At 65.6% G+C, this 16,582-nt stretch carries 14 protein-coding genes and 2 pseudogenes; 9 read left to right on the forward strand and 7 right to left on the reverse strand.

Translation table 11 applies throughout. The features are described 5' to 3' along the window. A pseudogene (locus BV95_RS12815) lies at positions 1 to 527 on the reverse strand (diguanylate cyclase); the annotation flags it as partial. A 249-nt stretch (positions 528 to 776) separates the two neighbouring features. Beyond that, positions 777 to 1,889 (reverse strand): DNA polymerase III subunit beta, encoded by a 1,113-nt coding sequence (gene dnaN / locus BV95_RS12820; protein ID WP_037452421.1) that lies wholly within the window; start codon positions 1,887 to 1,889, stop codon positions 777 to 779. A 168-nt stretch (positions 1,890 to 2,057) separates the two neighbouring features. On the opposite strand from dnaN, the gene BV95_RS12825 reads away from it, so the two are divergent. The 3 genes from BV95_RS12825 to BV95_RS12835 all read left to right on the forward strand — a co-directional run bounded on the left by BV95_RS12825 (position 2,058) and on the right by BV95_RS12835 (position 4,432). Next, positions 2,058 to 2,537 (forward strand): hypothetical protein, encoded by a 480-nt coding sequence (locus BV95_RS12825; RefSeq protein WP_037452427.1) that lies wholly within the window; start codon positions 2,058 to 2,060, stop codon positions 2,535 to 2,537. A 125-nt stretch (positions 2,538 to 2,662) separates the two neighbouring features. Further along, complete coding sequence (gene rlmN / locus BV95_RS12830) at positions 2,663 to 3,922, forward strand: dual-specificity RNA methyltransferase RlmN (protein WP_037452555.1); 1,260 nt, start codon at positions 2,663 to 2,665, stop codon at positions 3,920 to 3,922. Between the two features lie 84 nt (positions 3,923 to 4,006). After that, positions 4,007 to 4,432 (forward strand): hypothetical protein, encoded by a 426-nt coding sequence (locus tag BV95_RS12835; protein ID WP_037452430.1) that lies wholly within the window; start codon positions 4,007 to 4,009, stop codon positions 4,430 to 4,432. Positions 4,433 to 4,577: 145 nt separating this feature from the next. Here the strand turns inward: BV95_RS12835 and BV95_RS12840 are convergent, their stop codons facing one another. Further along, positions 4,578 to 5,090 (reverse strand): outer membrane beta-barrel protein, encoded by a 513-nt coding sequence (locus tag BV95_RS12840; protein WP_037452435.1) that lies wholly within the window; start codon positions 5,088 to 5,090, stop codon positions 4,578 to 4,580. 401 nt (positions 5,091 to 5,491) lie between these two features. Here BV95_RS12840 and BV95_RS12845 point away from each other — a divergent pair, with 401 nt between their 5' ends. The 4 genes and pseudogenes from BV95_RS12845 to BV95_RS12860 all read left to right on the forward strand — a co-directional run bounded on the left by BV95_RS12845 (position 5,492) and on the right by BV95_RS12860 (position 8,614). Beyond that, complete coding sequence (locus BV95_RS12845) at positions 5,492 to 6,193, forward strand: cytochrome b/b6 domain-containing protein (RefSeq protein ID WP_037452440.1); 702 nt, start codon at positions 5,492 to 5,494, stop codon at positions 6,191 to 6,193. Then, positions 6,190 to 6,941: pseudogene (locus BV95_RS12850) on the forward strand (molybdopterin-dependent oxidoreductase). Before BV95_RS12845 ends, BV95_RS12850 begins: the two are co-directional and overlap by 4 nt. A gap of 31 nt (positions 6,942 to 6,972) precedes the next feature. Further along, positions 6,973 to 8,214, forward strand: a complete 1,242-nt coding sequence (locus BV95_RS12855; RefSeq protein WP_037452444.1) for an SAM-dependent methyltransferase — start codon at positions 6,973 to 6,975, stop codon at positions 8,212 to 8,214. Positions 8,215 to 8,323: 109 nt separating this feature from the next. Beyond that, a complete protein-coding gene (locus BV95_RS12860) occupies positions 8,324 to 8,614 on the forward strand; it encodes a hypothetical protein (RefSeq protein ID WP_037452449.1) in 291 nt (96 codons plus the stop codon). 182 nt (positions 8,615 to 8,796) lie between these two features. Here BV95_RS12860 and BV95_RS12865 read toward each other — a convergent pair whose 3' ends face one another. From BV95_RS12865 to BV95_RS12880, 4 genes are read right to left on the reverse strand one after another with little or no spacing between them, the layout of a single operon-like run. After that, complete coding sequence (locus tag BV95_RS12865) at positions 8,797 to 10,308, reverse strand: Ppx/GppA family phosphatase (RefSeq protein ID WP_037452453.1); 1,512 nt, start codon at positions 10,306 to 10,308, stop codon at positions 8,797 to 8,799. Between the two features lie 5 nt (positions 10,309 to 10,313). Continuing rightward, on the reverse strand, positions 10,314 to 12,452 hold the full coding sequence (locus tag BV95_RS12870; RefSeq protein WP_037452456.1) for an RNA degradosome polyphosphate kinase: 2,139 nt from the start codon (positions 12,450 to 12,452) through the stop codon (positions 10,314 to 10,316). Between the two features lie 26 nt (positions 12,453 to 12,478). Then, positions 12,479 to 13,093: a P-loop NTPase family protein gene (locus BV95_RS12875; RefSeq protein ID WP_037452459.1), complete on the reverse strand. Its 615-nt coding sequence runs from the start codon at positions 13,091 to 13,093 to the stop codon at positions 12,479 to 12,481. Further along, positions 13,090 to 14,436, reverse strand: coding sequence for a translocation/assembly module TamB domain-containing protein (locus BV95_RS12880; RefSeq protein WP_037452462.1), 1,347 nt, complete (start codon positions 14,434 to 14,436; stop codon positions 13,090 to 13,092). Before BV95_RS12880 ends, BV95_RS12875 begins: the two co-directional genes overlap by 4 nt. 43 nt (positions 14,437 to 14,479) lie before the next feature. Between BV95_RS12880 and purM the strand changes: the two genes are divergently transcribed. Further along, entirely contained in the window at positions 14,480 to 15,574 is a 1,095-nt protein-coding gene (gene purM / locus BV95_RS12885) for a phosphoribosylformylglycinamidine cyclo-ligase (RefSeq protein WP_037452466.1), read from the forward strand. A gap of 22 nt (positions 15,575 to 15,596) precedes the next feature. Continuing rightward, complete coding sequence (gene purN / locus BV95_RS12890; protein WP_037452469.1) at positions 15,597 to 16,544, forward strand: phosphoribosylglycinamide formyltransferase; 948 nt, start codon at positions 15,597 to 15,599, stop codon at positions 16,542 to 16,544. The last annotated feature ends 38 nt before the right edge of the window (positions 16,545 to 16,582 follow it).

Here is a 16,582-nt window from a genome sequence, read left to right on the forward strand (position 1 = left end):
TGGGCGAAATCGCCGCCGTGCAGGATGGAGGCGATCAGCAGGCCGCAAAAATAGCTGACCCCCAGCAGCCGCCGGTCGCCGCAGATGGAGACCGCCATCAGCGCCACCGCCATTTCCGCCGCCAGAACATTTTGCGAGTCTGCGGCCAGCGACGTGCCCAGCATCAGGCTGAAGCTGAGGCCCGAAAGCAGCACCATCGGCAGCATCAGCCATTTCTGGTGATGGGGCCGCAGGCGCTGGAATCGCGTGCCGCGCGGCGCCATGATGGCCACGCCGTCGACCAGCAGCATGGCGGACAGGGCGACGGCGCGGGCGACATTGTCCGCTTCGTAAAAGGGCATGTGCAGCAGGGCGACGACGCACAGCTTGCCCAGCAGGACCAGCGGCCAGAGGCGGGCGATATGGACTAAGGTGCCCGATATCCAGGATGCGTCCACCGACGTGCCACTCTCCGCCAGCCCCAGCGCGGCGACGAGGTCGGTCCTTCGCGAATGCAATTCCGCCAGATTGGTCCGCAGGGGTTTCATGGTCCCCCTGCCTAACGATGAGTTATTGAAAGAAACTTACCTGCCGGAGAGAGGTTGGCAGGTGGGTGGGCTGACCTATTAAAATCCTCCCTGCGCGCAGCGTGGGGAGGGTCGAAGAGAGGCACGTGACTCTCTTCGACGGCCGAAGGCTGGTGGAGGGGAATGGGGCACGACCTCCGAATTTCCCCTCCACCACCGCCTTTGGCGGCGGTCCCCCTCCCCATCTCCGATGGGGAGGATTTGAGAGGTTCAGACGCGCATCGGCATCAGGACGTAGAGCGCGGGGCTGCGGTCGTCTTCGCGGATCAGGGTCGGGGCGGCGGCGTCGGCCAGGTGGAGTTCCACCAGGTCGCTGTCGATCTGGCCAAGTATGTCCAGCAGATAGCGGGCGTTGAAGCCGATGTCGAAACCCTCGCCCTGGAAGGCGCCAGGGACTTCCTCCGCCGCCGTGCCGTTTTCCGGGCTGGTGACGGACAGGGTGATCTTGTCGCGGTCCAGCGTCATCTTGACGGCGCGGGTCTTTTCCGTGGCGATGGTGGCGACGCGGTCCACGCCTTCCTCGAAGCTGCGCGGGTCGATCTTGAGCAGCTTGTCGTTGGCGGTCGGGATGACGCGGCTGTAATCCGGGAAGGTGCCGTCGATCAGCTTGCTGGTCAGGATCGCGCTGCCGAGGCCGAAGCGGATCTTGCTGGCGGAGAGCGAAATCTGAACCGATCCTTCGACCTCATCCAGCAGCTTGCGCAGTTCGCCGATGCATTTGCGGGGCACGATGATGCCGGGCATGCCGTCCGCGCCGTCGGGACGGGGCACGGTGACGCGGGCGAGGCGATGGCCGTCGGTCGCGGCGGCCTTCAGCACCGGCTGGCCGTCATCCGACACATGGAAATAAATGCCGTTCAGATAATAGCGCGTCTCTTCGGTCGAGATGGCGAAGCGCGTCTTGTCGATGATCTGCTTGAGCGTTTCGGCGGGCAGTTCGAAGCTGGTCGGCAGGTCGCCTTCCGCGATCACGGGGAAATCGTCGCGCGGCAGGGTCGACAGGTTGAAGCGGGCGCGGCCCGCCTGGATCAGCATCTTGCCCTCGGCCGCGTGGAGCGAGACCTGGCTGCCTTCGGGCAGCTTGCGGGCGATGTCGAACAGGGTGTGGGCGCTGATCGTGGTCGCACCGGGCTGTTCCACCTGGGCGGAGACGCTTTCGACGATCTGGAGGTCGAGGTCGGTCGCCATCAGCTTGATCGCGCCGTCCGAAGACGCTTCGATCAGCACGTTGGACAGGATCGGAATCGTGTTGCGCCGCTCCACCACCGACTGGACGTGGCTGAGGCTCTTGAGCAGCGTTGCGCGTTCGATGGTGGCCTTCATGTCCCTGTTCTGTCCGTTTCTTTTCTTGCGAAAGCCCGGAGACGGTCGAATCCGGGCGACAATGATGGATGATCCTTCATAGCCGCTGTTGCGGCCCCTGCAAGCGCTGGGTGGCGCTTTGTTGGGCTGAGGGTTGCAAAAAGGAACGGCTTGCGCTTTGCCGGGGGAGTGAAAGCTCTTTGGCCCCTCGCTCTTTCCCTGCTGACCGTCGGCGGCGTCGCGCAGGCGCGGGACTCGCTGGGCGTGTTCGAGGCGTGGGGGGCGTTTCGCGATCCAGGGACTCCGCGCTGCTATGCCATCGCCATGCCGGTGGCGGCGAAGTCGCAGGGCTTTGCGGCGGTCGGAAGCTGGCCGCGGCAAAGGGTGCGTGGGCAAGTGCATTTCCGGTTGAGCCGGATGCGGGCGGATGAGGCTGCGGTGATCCTGAATGTCGGGGACCGGCGGTTCACTTTGGTGGCCGGGCAGGTGGATGCCTGGGCGCCGGATGCGCGGGCGGATGCGGCGATCGTCGCGGCGATGCGGTCCGCCACCAGCATGAGCGTGCAGACGCGGGATGCGCGGGGGCGGGGTTTTGCGGATACCTATGCGTTGCGCGGCGCGGCTACGGCGATCGATGCGGCGGCTTTGGGGTGTGCGCGGTTGCGGTGATCGCCCCCTCCCCTTCCCATTCAACGCCCGAAAGAAAGTAAAACCCTTCGACAGGCTCAGGGCGAACGGAGGATGGCTTGGCGGCGCCCTTTCAAAAACATCCGAAATCCGCTAAGGGCGCGGCCATGCAGTCAGTCGCCAATCCCATGATGCCGATTCCCGGCGCTATCGATCCTGTGCCGGTGCCCCGCGCCGTGACGCCCCGCGAGGATGGGCGCGTCGACCTGATGGGGCTGTCGCGGCCGCAGATCAAGGGCGCGCTGGAAGAGGCCGGGCTTGACGTCAAGCAGGCGAAGCTGCGGTCGAAGCAGTTGTTCCACTGGCTTTATCATCGCGGCGAGACGGATTTCGACGCCATGACCGACCTTGCCAAGCCGATGCGCGGCTGGATGGCGGAGCGGTTCGTGGTGGGGCGGCCTGAAGTGGTCGAGGCGCAGGTGTCGAGCGACGGCACGCGCAAATGGCTGCTGCGGTCGGACGACGGGCAGGATTATGAAATGGTGTTCATCCCGGACGCGGACCGGGGGACGCTGTGCGTGTCGAGCCAGGTCGGGTGCACGCTCAACTGCCGTTTCTGCCATACCGGAACGATGCGGCTGGTGCGCAACCTGACGCCGGGCGAGATCGTGGGTCAGGTCATGCTGGCGCGGGATGCGCTGGGCGAATGGCCCAAGGGCAGCATGGCGTCGGCCAATGACGATGAGGCGGACGACGCTTCCCAGTACAGCCCCGACGGGCGGATGCTGACCAACATCGTGATGATGGGCATGGGCGAGCCGCTCTATAATTTCGACCATGTGCGCGATGCGTTGAAGGTCGTGATGGATGGCGACGGGCTGGCTCTGTCGAAGCGGCGGATCACCCTGTCGACATCCGGCGTGGTGCCGATGATGGCGCGGGCGGGGGAAGAGATCGGCGTCAACCTGGCCGTGTCGCTGCATGCCGTGACCAAGGATGTGCGCGACGAACTGGTGCCGCTGAACAAGAAATACGGCATCGAGGATCTGTTGCAGGCCTGTGCCGATTATCCGAGCGCGAACAATGCGCGGCGCATCACATTCGAATATGTGATGATCAAGGACAAGAATGACAGCGACGACGATGCGCGAGAGCTGGTGCGGCTGCTGCGTCAGTATAAGCTGCCCGCCAAGGTCAATCTGATCCCGTTCAATCCCTGGCCGGGGACGGACTATGAATGTTCGACGCCGGAGCGGATCAGGCGCTTTTCCGACATCGTGTTCGAGGGTGGGATCAGCGCGCCGGTGCGGACGCCGCGTGGACGGGACATCATGGCGGCCTGCGGACAGTTGAAGTCGGCGAGCGAGAAGAAGAGCCGGGCGGAACTGGACCGGCTGGCGGCGGAGAAGCAAGCGGCGCTGGGATAGAGCGGGGTCGAATGGACGCGCCTGTGTGGCGTGAGATGGAAACCCCGCCCGGAATGGCGGGGTTTTTCTTTTGGGGTGTGCGGGATGACGGATGATGAGATTGAGCGGATTGCGACGGGCTTTTGTGCGCGGACGCTGCCCAAGGAGGAATGGACGCATTGGGCGCATTTCTCGACGGCGCTATGGCTGATGCTGCGGCGGCCGGAGATCGTGCCGGAGCGCGACATGGCGGGCATGATCGCGGCCTATAATGAGAGCGTCGGCGGGGTGAACAGCGACACGTCCGGCTATCATGAGACGATTACCATGGCTTCGCTGAAGGCGGCGCGGGCGGTGCTGGCGGGGTTGCCGGGCGGGGCGTCACCGGCGGAGGCCTTTGCGGCGCTGATGGCGACGCCCATGGCCGACAACGATTGGCTGTTTGCCCATTGGTCGCGGGAGCGGCTGATGTCCGTGGAGGCGCGACGGACCTGGGTGGAGCCGGATTTGAGGGCGCTTCCGTGGGATTAGGCTGTGAGCGTGACGCGGGCGGCGGGACTGGGTTCCTGCCTTCGCAGGAACACGGAGCGCTGCCGGTCATCGCAGCGGCAAAAGCAGGGCATAGAAAAAGGGCGGCCCGTGAGGACCGCCCTTTCCCTGTTCTATCCGAGAGGGATTAGAAGCGGAAGCCGATGCCGACGACGCCAGCGTCACGGCCACCAGCATTGTTTTCATACTCGCTGCGCTGATATTCAGCCGAGACGTAGGTGTTGCCGGTGACAGCGAATTCCACGCCGCCGCCGTAACGCACGCCTTCCAGGTTGGTGCTGCCGAGACCAGCGACTTCGAAGCGGGTGGTGGCATAGCCGACCTTGCCGAAGGCCAGAACGCGCGGGGTCAGGATATAACCGAGGCGGACCGAAGCCGAAAGATCGCGGCTGATTTCAGCGCCAGGTGCAAGGCTGGTGGTGGTGTCGCTGAATGCCACTTCCGGACCGAAGGTGACCTTCGGCGTGACGGCCAAATCGTAGCCGGTCGAAACGCCGTATGCGAAGCCGTCTTCGCCAGCCATCTTGTCGTAGCCCAGCGTAACGCCAGCGCGCGGGCCGGTGAAGGGGGCGGCGTCCTGGGCGAAAGCGGGAGCGGAAACGGCGGCAGCAGCAAGGGCTGCGAAAATCACAGTCTTCATATAGTCCTCATGTCATCAGAAACGCGCAGTCCAGGAACAGGACCGACGTTTTTGTTCTTTTTACGGGATGGCGTTGCGTTTTTTATTTCATCGCCATTTGGAATGCCGATTCTATTCGGTCCATCCTCCCGTCCTGCATGCAGCGATGGTCGTCGCTGACGGGGCGCATATGTAACCTGATTGTCATCGTTGCAAGTTGGATATGAACTTTACTGATGTATGATGTTTTTTCGCAACAGTCTGACTTCGAACGACAATGACGCACCCCCGATGCAGGACCGCCCTGCCCCGCATATGGACCGGCAAGCTGACTCCGGGATGAACGACCGGGGAAAAGGGGTCCGCCTGCCAACTTGCCCATCCTTTTTGACGCCCATGGCGCAAAAGGGTAACAGTCCTCCATGGATAGCGCCCTGCCCCAGCGGAAAACGGTGCTGCGCCACAGGCTGCCGGTGCGGCTGTGGCATTGGCTGAACGCGCTGCTGCTCTATGTGCTGTTCACCAGCGGGCTGGGCATCTTCAACGCGCATCCCCGCCTCTATTGGGGGCAATATGGCGCGAATTACGACCATGCCTGGCTGGTGCTGGAGCGGTTTGGCGGCTGGATCACCCTGCCCGCCCGCTATGATCTGGCCATGTCGCGGCACTGGCACCTGACCGCCGCGCCGGTCTTCGCCTTCGCGCTGCTCTTCTACATGATCTGGAGCCTGCTGGGCGGGCATTTGCGGCGCGACCTTGCCTTTCGGCGCGGGGAACTGGCGCCGCGCCATGTGTGGCAGGACATCAAGGATCATGCGCGGCTTCGCTTTCCCACCGGGGAGGCGGCGCTGCGCTACAATATCCTGCAAAAGGCCAGCTATGTCGGCGTGATCTTCGTCGCGCTGCCGCTGGTCATCCTGACCGGCCTTACCATGTCGCCGGGGATGAACGCGGCATGGCCCTGGCTGGTCGACCTGTTCGGCGGGCGGCAATCGGCGCGGTCGATCCACTTCATCGCCGCCTTCGCGCTGGCGGGCTTTTTCGTCGTGCATATGCTGATGGTGTTGCTGGCCGGGCCGGTGGAGGAGGTCCGGTCGATGATCAGCGGGCGCAAGACGTCATGAGCCTCATCCTCAGCCGCCGGGCGCTGGTGCTGGGCGCCGCCGCCAGTCTGGCGGGATGCGACCGGCTGGCGAAGAAGGGGGCGGTGCGGGAGGCGCTCTTTTCCGCCGGGAATTTCCACCAATGGGCGCAGCGGGGCCTGATGCGCGGGACGCGATGGCGCAGGAATTCCGCCCGGACCAGATATCCCCCTTCTTCCGCCCCAACGGCACCGCCAATCCCAATACGCCCGAATATAAGGCGCTGTGGCGCAATGGCTTTGCCGACTGGCGGTTGCGGGGGGGCGGGCTGGTGGAGCGGCCGCTGGCGCTGTCGCTGGCGCAGCTTCACGCCTTCCCCCATCGCGAGCAGATCACCCGCCACGATTGCGTCGAGGGATGGAGCGCCATCGGCAAATGGCGCGGCGTGGCGTTGCAGCGCATTCTGGACGCGGCGCGGCTGCGGGACGGGGCGCGCTACATCGTCTTTCGCTGCGCCGACGATATGGGGGATGGGCGCGGCTATTATGAGAGCATCGACCTGAGCGACGCCTTCCACCCGCAGACCATCCTTGCCTTCGCGCTCAACGACGAACCCCTGCGCGTCGCGAACGGCGCGCCGCTGCGGCTGCGGGTGGAGCGGCAACTGGGGTATAAGCACGCGAAATATCTGATGGGAATTGAAGCGCTTGCCTCCCTGGAGGGCATAGGCGGGGGCAAGGGCGGCTATTGGGAGGACCGGGCCGGCTATGACTGGTATGCGGGCATTTGACGCGGGCGGAATCACCTGACAGGGTGCGCGCATGAAATTGTTCGATAGGGTCATCAAGCGGCTGGTCACGCGGGGCCAGCTCAGCATCTACTATCATGACGGCAGGAAGATCACGGTCGGCGCGCCCGAACCCGGCCTTCCCTCGCTGGCGCTGAAATTCCACGATTCGCGGGTGCCCTTCGACATCATCAAAGACCCGCGCCTGGGCATGGCGGAGGCGTTCATCGACGGGCGCGTCGCCATAGAGGGCGGCGGGATCATGGAGTTCATCTCCCTCATCCGCATGAACAATGCGTGGGAAACGGGCAAGTCGATCAGCGACCTGGGATCGGTCAGGCGCGGGTTCAAGGCGGTCCGCCGCAAATTATGGGCCGCCAACCACCGGGCGCGGGCCAAGGCCAATGTGGCGCATCATTACGACCTGTCGGGCGCGCTCTATGCGCTCTTCCTCGACCGCGACCGCCAATATAGCTGCGCCTATTTCCCCGATGCCGACAATGATGCGGGCATCAGCCTGGAACAGGCGCAGGAGGACAAGAAGGCGCATATCGCCGCCAAGCTGCACCTGAAACCGGGCATGAAGGTGCTGGACATAGGTTGCGGCTGGGGCGGCATGGCGCTGTATCTGCATCGCACCTGCGGGGTGGACGTGACCGGCATCACCCTGTCGGAAGAGCAGTTGAAGGTGGCGCGGCAGAGGGCGCAGGATGCGGGCGTGGCCGATCATGTGCGCTTCGAACTGATCGACTATCGCGACATGGACGGGCCGTTCGACCGGATCGTGTCGGTCGGCATGTTCGAACATGTCGGGACCAAGGATTACCGCACCTTCTACAACAAGTGCCGCGAACTGCTGACGCCGGATGGGGTGATGCTGATCCACACGATCGGGCGGGTCGACGGGCCGGGCATCACCGACGCCTTCACCCAGAAATATATCTTCCCTGGCGGCTATATCCCCGCTTTGTCGGAGATGATCCAGGGCAGCGAGGGCACGCGGCTGATGGTCACGGACGTGGAGGTGCTGCGCATCCATTATGGCCTCACCATCCGCCAATGGTATAAGCGGACGCTGGCGCACAAGGCGGATATCGTGGCGCTTTACGACGAGCGTTTCTTTCGGCTGTGGACCTTCTATCTGGCCGGGGCGGCGACCGTGTTCGAACATGGCGGGATGGTGAATTATCAGGTGCAATATGTGCGCGACCGCCGCGCGCTGCCGATCACGCGGGACTATATGCTGGAGGCGGAAAGCGCCCTGCGGGGGCGCTGATTTTTCCCTGAACATCGGCTGACGGCGCCGTTCGCGGACGGTTCAGTCGGACATGTGCATCTTCCCCTTCATGGCCCCGGCGACGGGCGCATGCTGAGGAGAGACGGACATGAATATCTTGTGGAAAGGCGCTGCGGTCCTGGGCCTGACGGTCGCAGCCATGGGTGCGGCCCCGGCGCAGGCGCAATATTATGGCGGCTATGGCTATCGCGACGGCTATCGCGGCGATCGCTATGACGATCGGCGCTGGGATGGACGGCGCGACTGGCGGCATGACGACCGCCGCGACTGGCGGGGCGACCGCCGCTATTGGCGGGGCCATTATCGCCAGCGTTGCTGGACCGAGTGGCGGTATAACCATTATCGCGACCGGCGCGTGAAGGTGCGTATCTGTAACTGAGGGGGATAGGCCGGAGTGCAAAGCCGGCCTATCCTGTTCCTCCCCATCGGGAGATGGGGAGGGGGACCGGCCGAAGGCTGGTGGAGGGGAATGGGGCACGACCTGCGAATTTCCCCTCCACCACTCGCTTCGCGAGCGGTCCCCCTCCCCACGCTTCGCGTAGGGAGGAATTGGGCCGTTTGTCAGGCCAGGCGGTGTTTTACGCCCATGGCTTGGGCCAACTGGCGTTGGCGGCGTTCCACCGCTTCGCCGAACAGGTCCGCGTCCACGCCGCGCAGGCGCAGGGTCAGTATATTGCCCTCCATCTCCAGACTGGAGGCGAGCAGTGGTCCCTCCACCCCGCCGGACAGGCGCTGGCCCAGGCGGATCGCCAGGCCCCACAGGGTGGCGCGGCGCAGCGCTTCGGGGGGGGCTAGGCGTTCGATGCCCGGCGGGGTGGACAGGCCGCCGCCGAAATTGCTGTGCAGCGCCTGCGCCAGCATCGCCCGCTCGACCGCGTCGATGCCCACCCAATTGCTGTGCAGCGCGATCTCCACGCCCCGTTCCGACCGGAAATCGGGATTGGCGCGCCAGCCGACATCGGCCAGCAGGCAGGCGGCGCGGCGGATGCGGCGCCAGGGGGCGACGTCATCCTGGAACAAAGGCGCGATCCAGCGTTCGATCATGTCGCCATGGCCGGTGAAGCGGGCCTGCGCCTCCCCCTCCGCCTCGGCCGCGACCAGCAGCGGGTCGTGCGCCCTTATGTCCGGCGGCAGGTCGCCGAACAACAGACCTTCGCGCAGGCCATAGGCCGATACGATCAACCGGCTGGACTTCAACTGGCGGACCATCACCGACAGCAGCGCCGCCGCGTCGGGCAGGGTCGGCACGCGCGATCCGGTGATCTGGGGAATATCCTTGAACCGCGCCTTGTCGACATGGGACACGATGCGCGTCAATTGTTCGGCGCGGGTGGCGGGCATCTCATATTGATGCACCACCGGCAGCGGAAATTGGGTGAGTTCCATGTCGAACCGCGCCAATGCGCGCCATGACCCGCCGACCAGATAGAAGGGCAGGTCCGCAGGCGCGTCCCAGCCCGCCTTCGCCAGCATCTTCCGGACCAGCCGTTCCAGCACGGCCGGCCCCTTCGCCCTGATCTGCGGCAGGCGCAGCACGCCCAGCGGCAGCGAGACCGTTTCGTGCACCGCGCCGTCGCGGATGCGGGCCAGTTCCAGGCTGCCGCCGCCCAGATCGCCGACGATGCCGTCCGCGCCGGGAATGCCCGACAGCACGCCATGCGCCGCCGCGATAGCCTCCTGCCCGCCGGTCAGCAGTTCGACCTCCAGCCCCATCGCCCTGGCGCGCCGGATGAATTCGTCGCCATTTTCCGCGTCGCGGACGGCGGCGGTGGCGACGCAGCGCACCTCCTGCACCTCCATCTCGCGGCAGAGATGGGCGAAGCGGGCGGCGGCGCGCAGGCCGCGCTCCATCGCCTCCGCCTCTATCCGGCCAGTCTTGCCCAGCGACGCGCCCAGGCCCGCCATCACCTTTTCGTTGAAGAGGATGAAGGGAATGCGGCGCGGCCCGTCATAGACGACCAGACGCACGCTGTTGGAGCCGATGTCGATGATCGCCGTGCGCGCCTTCGCCTGCTGGGGCGATGTCACCATGCCCGGCGCAAGCGCCCGGACCTGGCTCAGCATGGAATTCATGCGCGTCAGGCCCGCCCGCGCAGGCGCAGCGTCGGCACCGCCACGCTGTCCAGCGACGCGCCGCGGCCCGACAGCGACGGGTTGGTCATGAAATAGCGGTGCAGGTTGAACGGCCGGTCGCCTGCCTCGACCCGGCTGTAATGGCCCTCGCTGTCCAGCACCCAGCTTTGTTCGGTGTCGATCAGGTTCGCGACCATCACCTGATCCAATATCTGGTCGTGCACGGTAGGGTTTTCGACCGGGGCCAGAAACTCCACGCGCCGGTCGAAGTTGCGCGGCATCCAGTCGGCCGAGCTGATATAGACTTTCGCGCCGTTGTTGGGCAGCGCCTTGCCATTGCCGAACACGGTGATGCGGCTATGTTCCAGGAAGCGGCCGACCACCGACTTCACCCGGATATTGTCCGACATGCCCGGCACGCCCGGCCGCAGGCAGCATATGCCGCGCACGATGAGGTCGATCTGCACGCCCGCATTGCTGGCCGCATACAGCTTTTCCATGATCGCCGGGTCCACCAGCGAATTCATCTTCGCCCATATGGTGCCGGGCCGCCCGGCGCGGACATGCTCGATCTCCGCGTCGATCAGGTCGCACAGCCGGTCGCGCAGGTTGCGGGGCGACATGACCAGCTTTTCCAGCCGCTGCGGTTCGACATAGCCGGTGATGTAGTTGAACAGCGCCGCCGCGTCGCGCCCATAGGCCGGGTCGGCGGTGAAGAAGCTGAGGTCGGTATAGATGCGCGCCGTCACCGGATGATAGTTGCCGGTGCCGAAATGGCAGTAGGTGCGGAACTGCTCCCCCTCCCGCCGGACGACCATCGACACCTTGGCATGGGTCTTCCAGTCGATGAAGCCGTAGACCACCTGCACACCCGCGCGTTCCAGCGCGTCGGCCCACATCAGGTTCTGCTCCTCGTCGAAGCGGGCTTTCAGTTCGACCACGGCGGTCACGGACTTGCCCGCCTCCGCCGCGTCGATCAGGGCGCGGATGATCGCGGACTGCTTGCCGGCGCGGTAGAGCGTCTGCTTGATCGCAACGACATCGGGGTCGGAGGCCGCCTGCTTCAGGAAGGAGACGACCACGTCGAACGCTTCATAGGGATGGTGGACGACGATGTCCTTCGCCCGGATCGCGGCGAAACAGTCCCCGCCATATTCGCGGATGCGTTCGGGGAAGCGGGGGGCATAGGGTTCGAACTTGAGGTCCGGACGGTCCTCATCGACGATGCCCGACAGGTCGCCGATGCCGACAAAGCCCTCCACCTCCGCGATGATCGCCTCATGGCCCTGGAGCATGTCCTGCAACATCTCCTCCACCGGTTCGGGGATGCGCTCCTCTATCTCCATGCGGATCACGCGGCCACGGCGGCGGCGCTTGATGGCGCTGCGGAAATAGCGGACGAGGTCTTCGGCCTCTTCCTCTATTTCGATGTCGCTGTCGCGGATGATGCGGAAGACGCCGCTGTTGCGCACGCGATAGCCGGGGAAGAGATCGGCGGAAAAGCGGCGGATCACCGCCTCCAGCGCCATGTAGCGCGCCGTTTCGCCCGGCATGCGCACGAAGCGGGCGAGCGAGGACGGGATCATCACCAGTTCGCGGATCGATTCCTTGTCCGACAGCCGTTCCAGGTCGAAGACGATGGACAGGCCCTGATTGGGGATGAAGGGGAAGGGATGCGCGGGGTCCAGTGCCTGGGGCGTCAGGATCGGGAAGACCTGGGTCAGGAAATGGTCGCGCAGCCAGTTTTCGCAGGAGGCGTCCAGCGCGGTGGACGGGCCGATCACCTCTATCCCCACCCGCGCCAGTTCGCCGTGCAGCGCGCCCCACACCTTCTGCTGCGCGCCCATCAGCCGCGCCGTCTCATCCGTGATAGCGGCCAGTTGCTGCGCCGGGGTCAGCCCGTCCGCGGAGCGCATGTCGACATCCTGCAACTGCTGCCCCTTCAGCCCCGCCACGCGCACGGAGAAGAATTCGTCCAGATTGGCGCCGGAGATGGACAGGAAGCGCAGCCGTTCCAGCAGCGGATGGGCGCGGTTCATCGCCTCCTCCAGCACGCGCTGGTTGAAGGCCAGCCAGGACAGTTCCCGGTTGAAATAGCGGTCGCCGGGCAGGGTCAGGCTGGCGGAGGGGTCAGCTTCGGCCACGTGTCTCTCATCGTTTCAGAACCGGTTCAGTCCGGGACTATAGGCAAAAATCCCGCATCTTGCAGGACATGTTTCGCCATAGCGGTAGAAATCTTACGTCCCGATGACAAAGAAGCCTCATCCAGCAGGCGCGTCGCCGCCGCTATGGCGGCATAGCTGCGTTCGATGCGGCGCAGCAGCCATTCGGGCAGGTCGGCGGCATAGCTGGCCCCCGCCGAGGCGAGCGACCGTTCGATCAGGGCGCGGGCCAGCGCCTCGTCCGGCTGGTGCAGGGCGACATGCGGCGCGGCGGCCAGGCGGGAACGCAGGTCGGGCAAGGCCACCTGCCATGTCGCGGGCGGCGCGTCGGCGATCAGCAGCAGGGGGCGCTGCGCGGTCTGCGCGTCGTTCCAGGCGTTGAACAATGTCCGGTCGTCCTGCCGCTGCGCATCGTCGATCACCGTGCCGCCGCTTTGCGCGGCGAAGTGGCGGCCCAGCGTCGAACGGCCGGACAAGGGCGGGCCGCTGAGCAGGCTGACCGCCAGCGGCCAGTTACGCCAATTTTCCAGATGGCGCACGGCGATGCGGTTTGCTTCGCTGACCAGAAATTCGTCGGCGCTTGCGCTATCCGGCCGGTCGAACGGCAGGCTGATCTGTCTCATTGCGCCGGGGCGGCTCCGGCGGCGGCGCGGCGGATGCGCAGCGTGTTGCCGGATACCGCCACGCCATAGCCCTTGGCCGCCAGGGCGGCGCGGAGCGCGTCGACCGTGCCGTCGAAGCTGACCTGCATGACCGACGTGCCGCCCAGCGCCAGACTGCTGGTCGCGGCGGAGCGCACGCCCGCGATGGAGCGCACCGCCGCCTCGCCCTGCGCCACCGAACCCACGTCGGGCGTGTCGAACTGGATCGCGAAGCTGCCGGTCGTGGCGGCGGGCGTCGGCGCGTCCGTCATCTCCACCGGCAGGTCGGAAGCGTTTTCGATGGCCAGCGCGTCGGGATCGACCGGTTCCTCGATGATCAGCGACGGGTCGGGACGCAGGCGGCCATCGCTGAGCGCCTGGGTGTAGAGCTGGTCGATCCGCTGCGCCGCCTGATCCATCATCTGCGGAATCGCGCTGTCGTTGGAGGCGCGCAGGGAAAAGCTGCCGATCAGGAAATTGTCGGGGCCGTAGCGGGCGGTGAAGGTGCCGGTCACGGGGCCGCCCGGATATTGGCGGTCGAGCCGGGCGATGGGGATCACCACGTCGGCGGCGCCATATTGGTCGAGCAGCACGCGCCACCACAAGCGACCGCGCCGTCCGGTCTGCCCGGCGTTCAGCAGGACCGGATCGGCGATCGATCCGGCCACGCGCACATAGTCGATGGCGCTGTCCCCGGTGCGGAAGCGCGCCCATGCCTTCTGCCATTCGTTGATCCGTTCATAGGACACGGCCGAACCGCCGTCCCACAGCACCGGGATCACCAGCAGCGGCGGCGAATGCACGACATTGCTGCCGGTGACGCCCAGCACCTGCCCGGTGCGCGCCCGGTCGAACATGACGCCCAGCGTCGCGACATAGCGGTTGGGGCCGGCCTGCTCATATTCGATCTCTATGCCGGAGATCATGCCCTCAAGCTGCGAATCGGACAGGCCCGGCGCGCCGGTTCCGCCATGGGTGCGGGTCCACAGCATCTGCCAGGCGCGCCGCTGCGCCAGTCGCCAGCCCGCCTTGCGCGCCGCATCGGCATCCTTGGCGAAGACGTCGACCTTCACATGGCTGACCTGAAAATCGCCGCCGCTGGCGATGGGGGGCACGCCGCGTTCCCCCTCCATCTGCGCGAACAGGGCCGCCGCCGCGAGGCCGAGCGCGATGGCGCCCAGAATCTGGAGTGGTCGCGCCAATACCCGAAACCAGGGTACGCGAATCGGGTTCAGAGGCCGAAAGTTAAGGCCGCGAAGGACAATGGGCAGGCTCACGCGCGTCCTTTTGGCGGGATTTGACTGCCCTGCCAAGCGGCAACCCATTTCCCGTTCCGTTTTCCTTCCTATTGATCTAGGAGCCACGGCCATGAGCGACACCGAATCCTATAGCTACGCCAAGGCTGGCGTCGACATCGCCGCGGGCAATGCGCTGGTCCGCGCCATCGCCCCGCTGGCCAAGGCCACCCGCCGCCCCGGCGCTGACGCGGAACTGGGCGGCTTTGGCGGTTTCTTCGACCTGAAGGCGGCGGGTTATGACGATCCGCTGCTGGTCGCGGCCAATGACGGCGTGGGCACCAAGCTGAAACTGGCGATCGATCACGACGCGCATGACGGCGTGGGCATCGATCTGGTCGCCATGTGCGCCAATGATCTGATCGTGCAGGGGGCCGAACCGCTCTTCTTCCTGGACTATTACGCCACCGGCAAGCTGGAGAGCGGCGTCGCCGAGCGCGTGATCGCGGGCATCGCGGAGGGCTGCAAGCAGGCGGGTTGCGCGCTGATCGGCGGAGAGACCGCCGAGATGCCGGGCATGTATGGGCCGGGCGACTATGATCTGGCGGGGTTCTGCGTCGGCGCGGTGGAGCGGTCGCAGGCGCTGACCGGCAACCGGGTCAAGGCGGGCGACGTGCTGCTGGGCCTTGCTTCGTCGGGCGTGCATAGCAACGGTTTCTCGCTGGTGCGTCGTCTGGCGGCCGACAAGGGCTGGAAGCTGAACCGTCCGGCGATCTTCGACAATGAAGTGCTGCTGATCGACGCGCTGATGGCGCCCACGCGGATTTACGTGAAGTCTCTGCTGCCGCTGGTGCGGGCGGGGAAGATCAATGCGCTGGCCCATATCACCGGCGGCGGCCTGCTGGAGAATATTCCGCGCGTGCTGCCCGAAGGAACCCATGCGGTGGTCGACGCCGATGGATGGGAACAGCCGCGTCTGATGGCCTTCCTGCAGGCGCAGGGCCATATCGAGCCGGAAGAGATGGCGCGCACCTTCAACTGCGGCGTCGGCATGGTGCTGGCGGTGGATGCGGATGTCGCGGATGCTGTTGCGGCCGAGCTGGAAGCGGCGGGCGAGACGGTGGTTCGCGTCGGCGCCGTGGAAGCGGGCGAAAAGGGCTGCACGGTCAAGGGATCGCAGGAAAGCTGGAGCGCCAAGGCGGACTGGACCGCGACGCATCTGGGGTAAGTCACCGAACGGAGACTGGTAAGTGAAGGCAAAGGTCGGCGTTCTGATTTCCGGGCGCGGTTCGAACATGGCGGCGTTGCTTTATGCCGCCAAGCATCCGGCCTGCCCCTATGAGATCGTGCTGGTCGCGGCCAACGATCCCGAAGCGCCCGGCCTGACGCTGGCCGCCGCCGAGGGGGTCGCCACCTTCGGGCAGAGCCACAAGGGGATGAAGCGCGCCGAATTCGACGCCGTCATCGACGCGGAACTGCGCAGGGCGGGCGCGGAATATGTCGCGCTGGCGGGCTATATGCGCCTGCTCTCGCCGGAGTTCGTCGCGGGGTGGGAGGGGCGGATGCTCAACATCCATCCCAGTCTGCTGCCCAAATATAAGGGGCTGGATACCCACCAGAAGGCGCTGGACGCGGGCGATAGCCATGCGGGCTGCTCAGTCCATATCGTCACCGCCGAACTGGACGACGGGCCGGTGCTGGGCCAGACCGAAGTCGCGATCCTGCCCGGCGACACCGCCGACAGTCTGGCGGCGCGCATCCTGATCGCCGAGCATCAGCTTTATTCCCGCACACTGGCCGATTTCGTGACCCGCGAGCGGCAGCCCGAATGGCTGCTGAACAAGGTGCGGGAGAGCGCCCTGTCCCTGCCGCAGGTGGATGAGGTGACGTCGCACGGCATGCCCTGCTTCGGGATCGAGAAGGGCAAGAAATTCGCCTATTTCACGCAGGATCATCATGGCGACGGCGTGATCGCCATCCTCGTCAAGACCACCGCGCCCGAAGAGCAGGCGATGCTGATCGAAAGCGATCCGGCGCGCTATTACCGGCCCGCTTATTTCGGGGACGGCTGGGTGGGCATCCGGCTCGACCTGGGCGATACGGACTGGGAGCAGATCGGCGAGCGGCTGCATCGTAGCTGGCGCGAAGTCGCGCCGCGCAAGCTCACCGCCCTGCTGGACGCCGCCGACGAATTTTAACCGCGCCCTTCCTTTTGCGATGGCCTCACCCCACTATA

It is taken from the genome of Sphingobium chlorophenolicum, from assembly GCF_000722875.1.
GTDB classification, from domain to species: Bacteria; Pseudomonadota; Alphaproteobacteria; order Sphingomonadales; family Sphingomonadaceae; genus Sphingobium; species Sphingobium chlorophenolicum.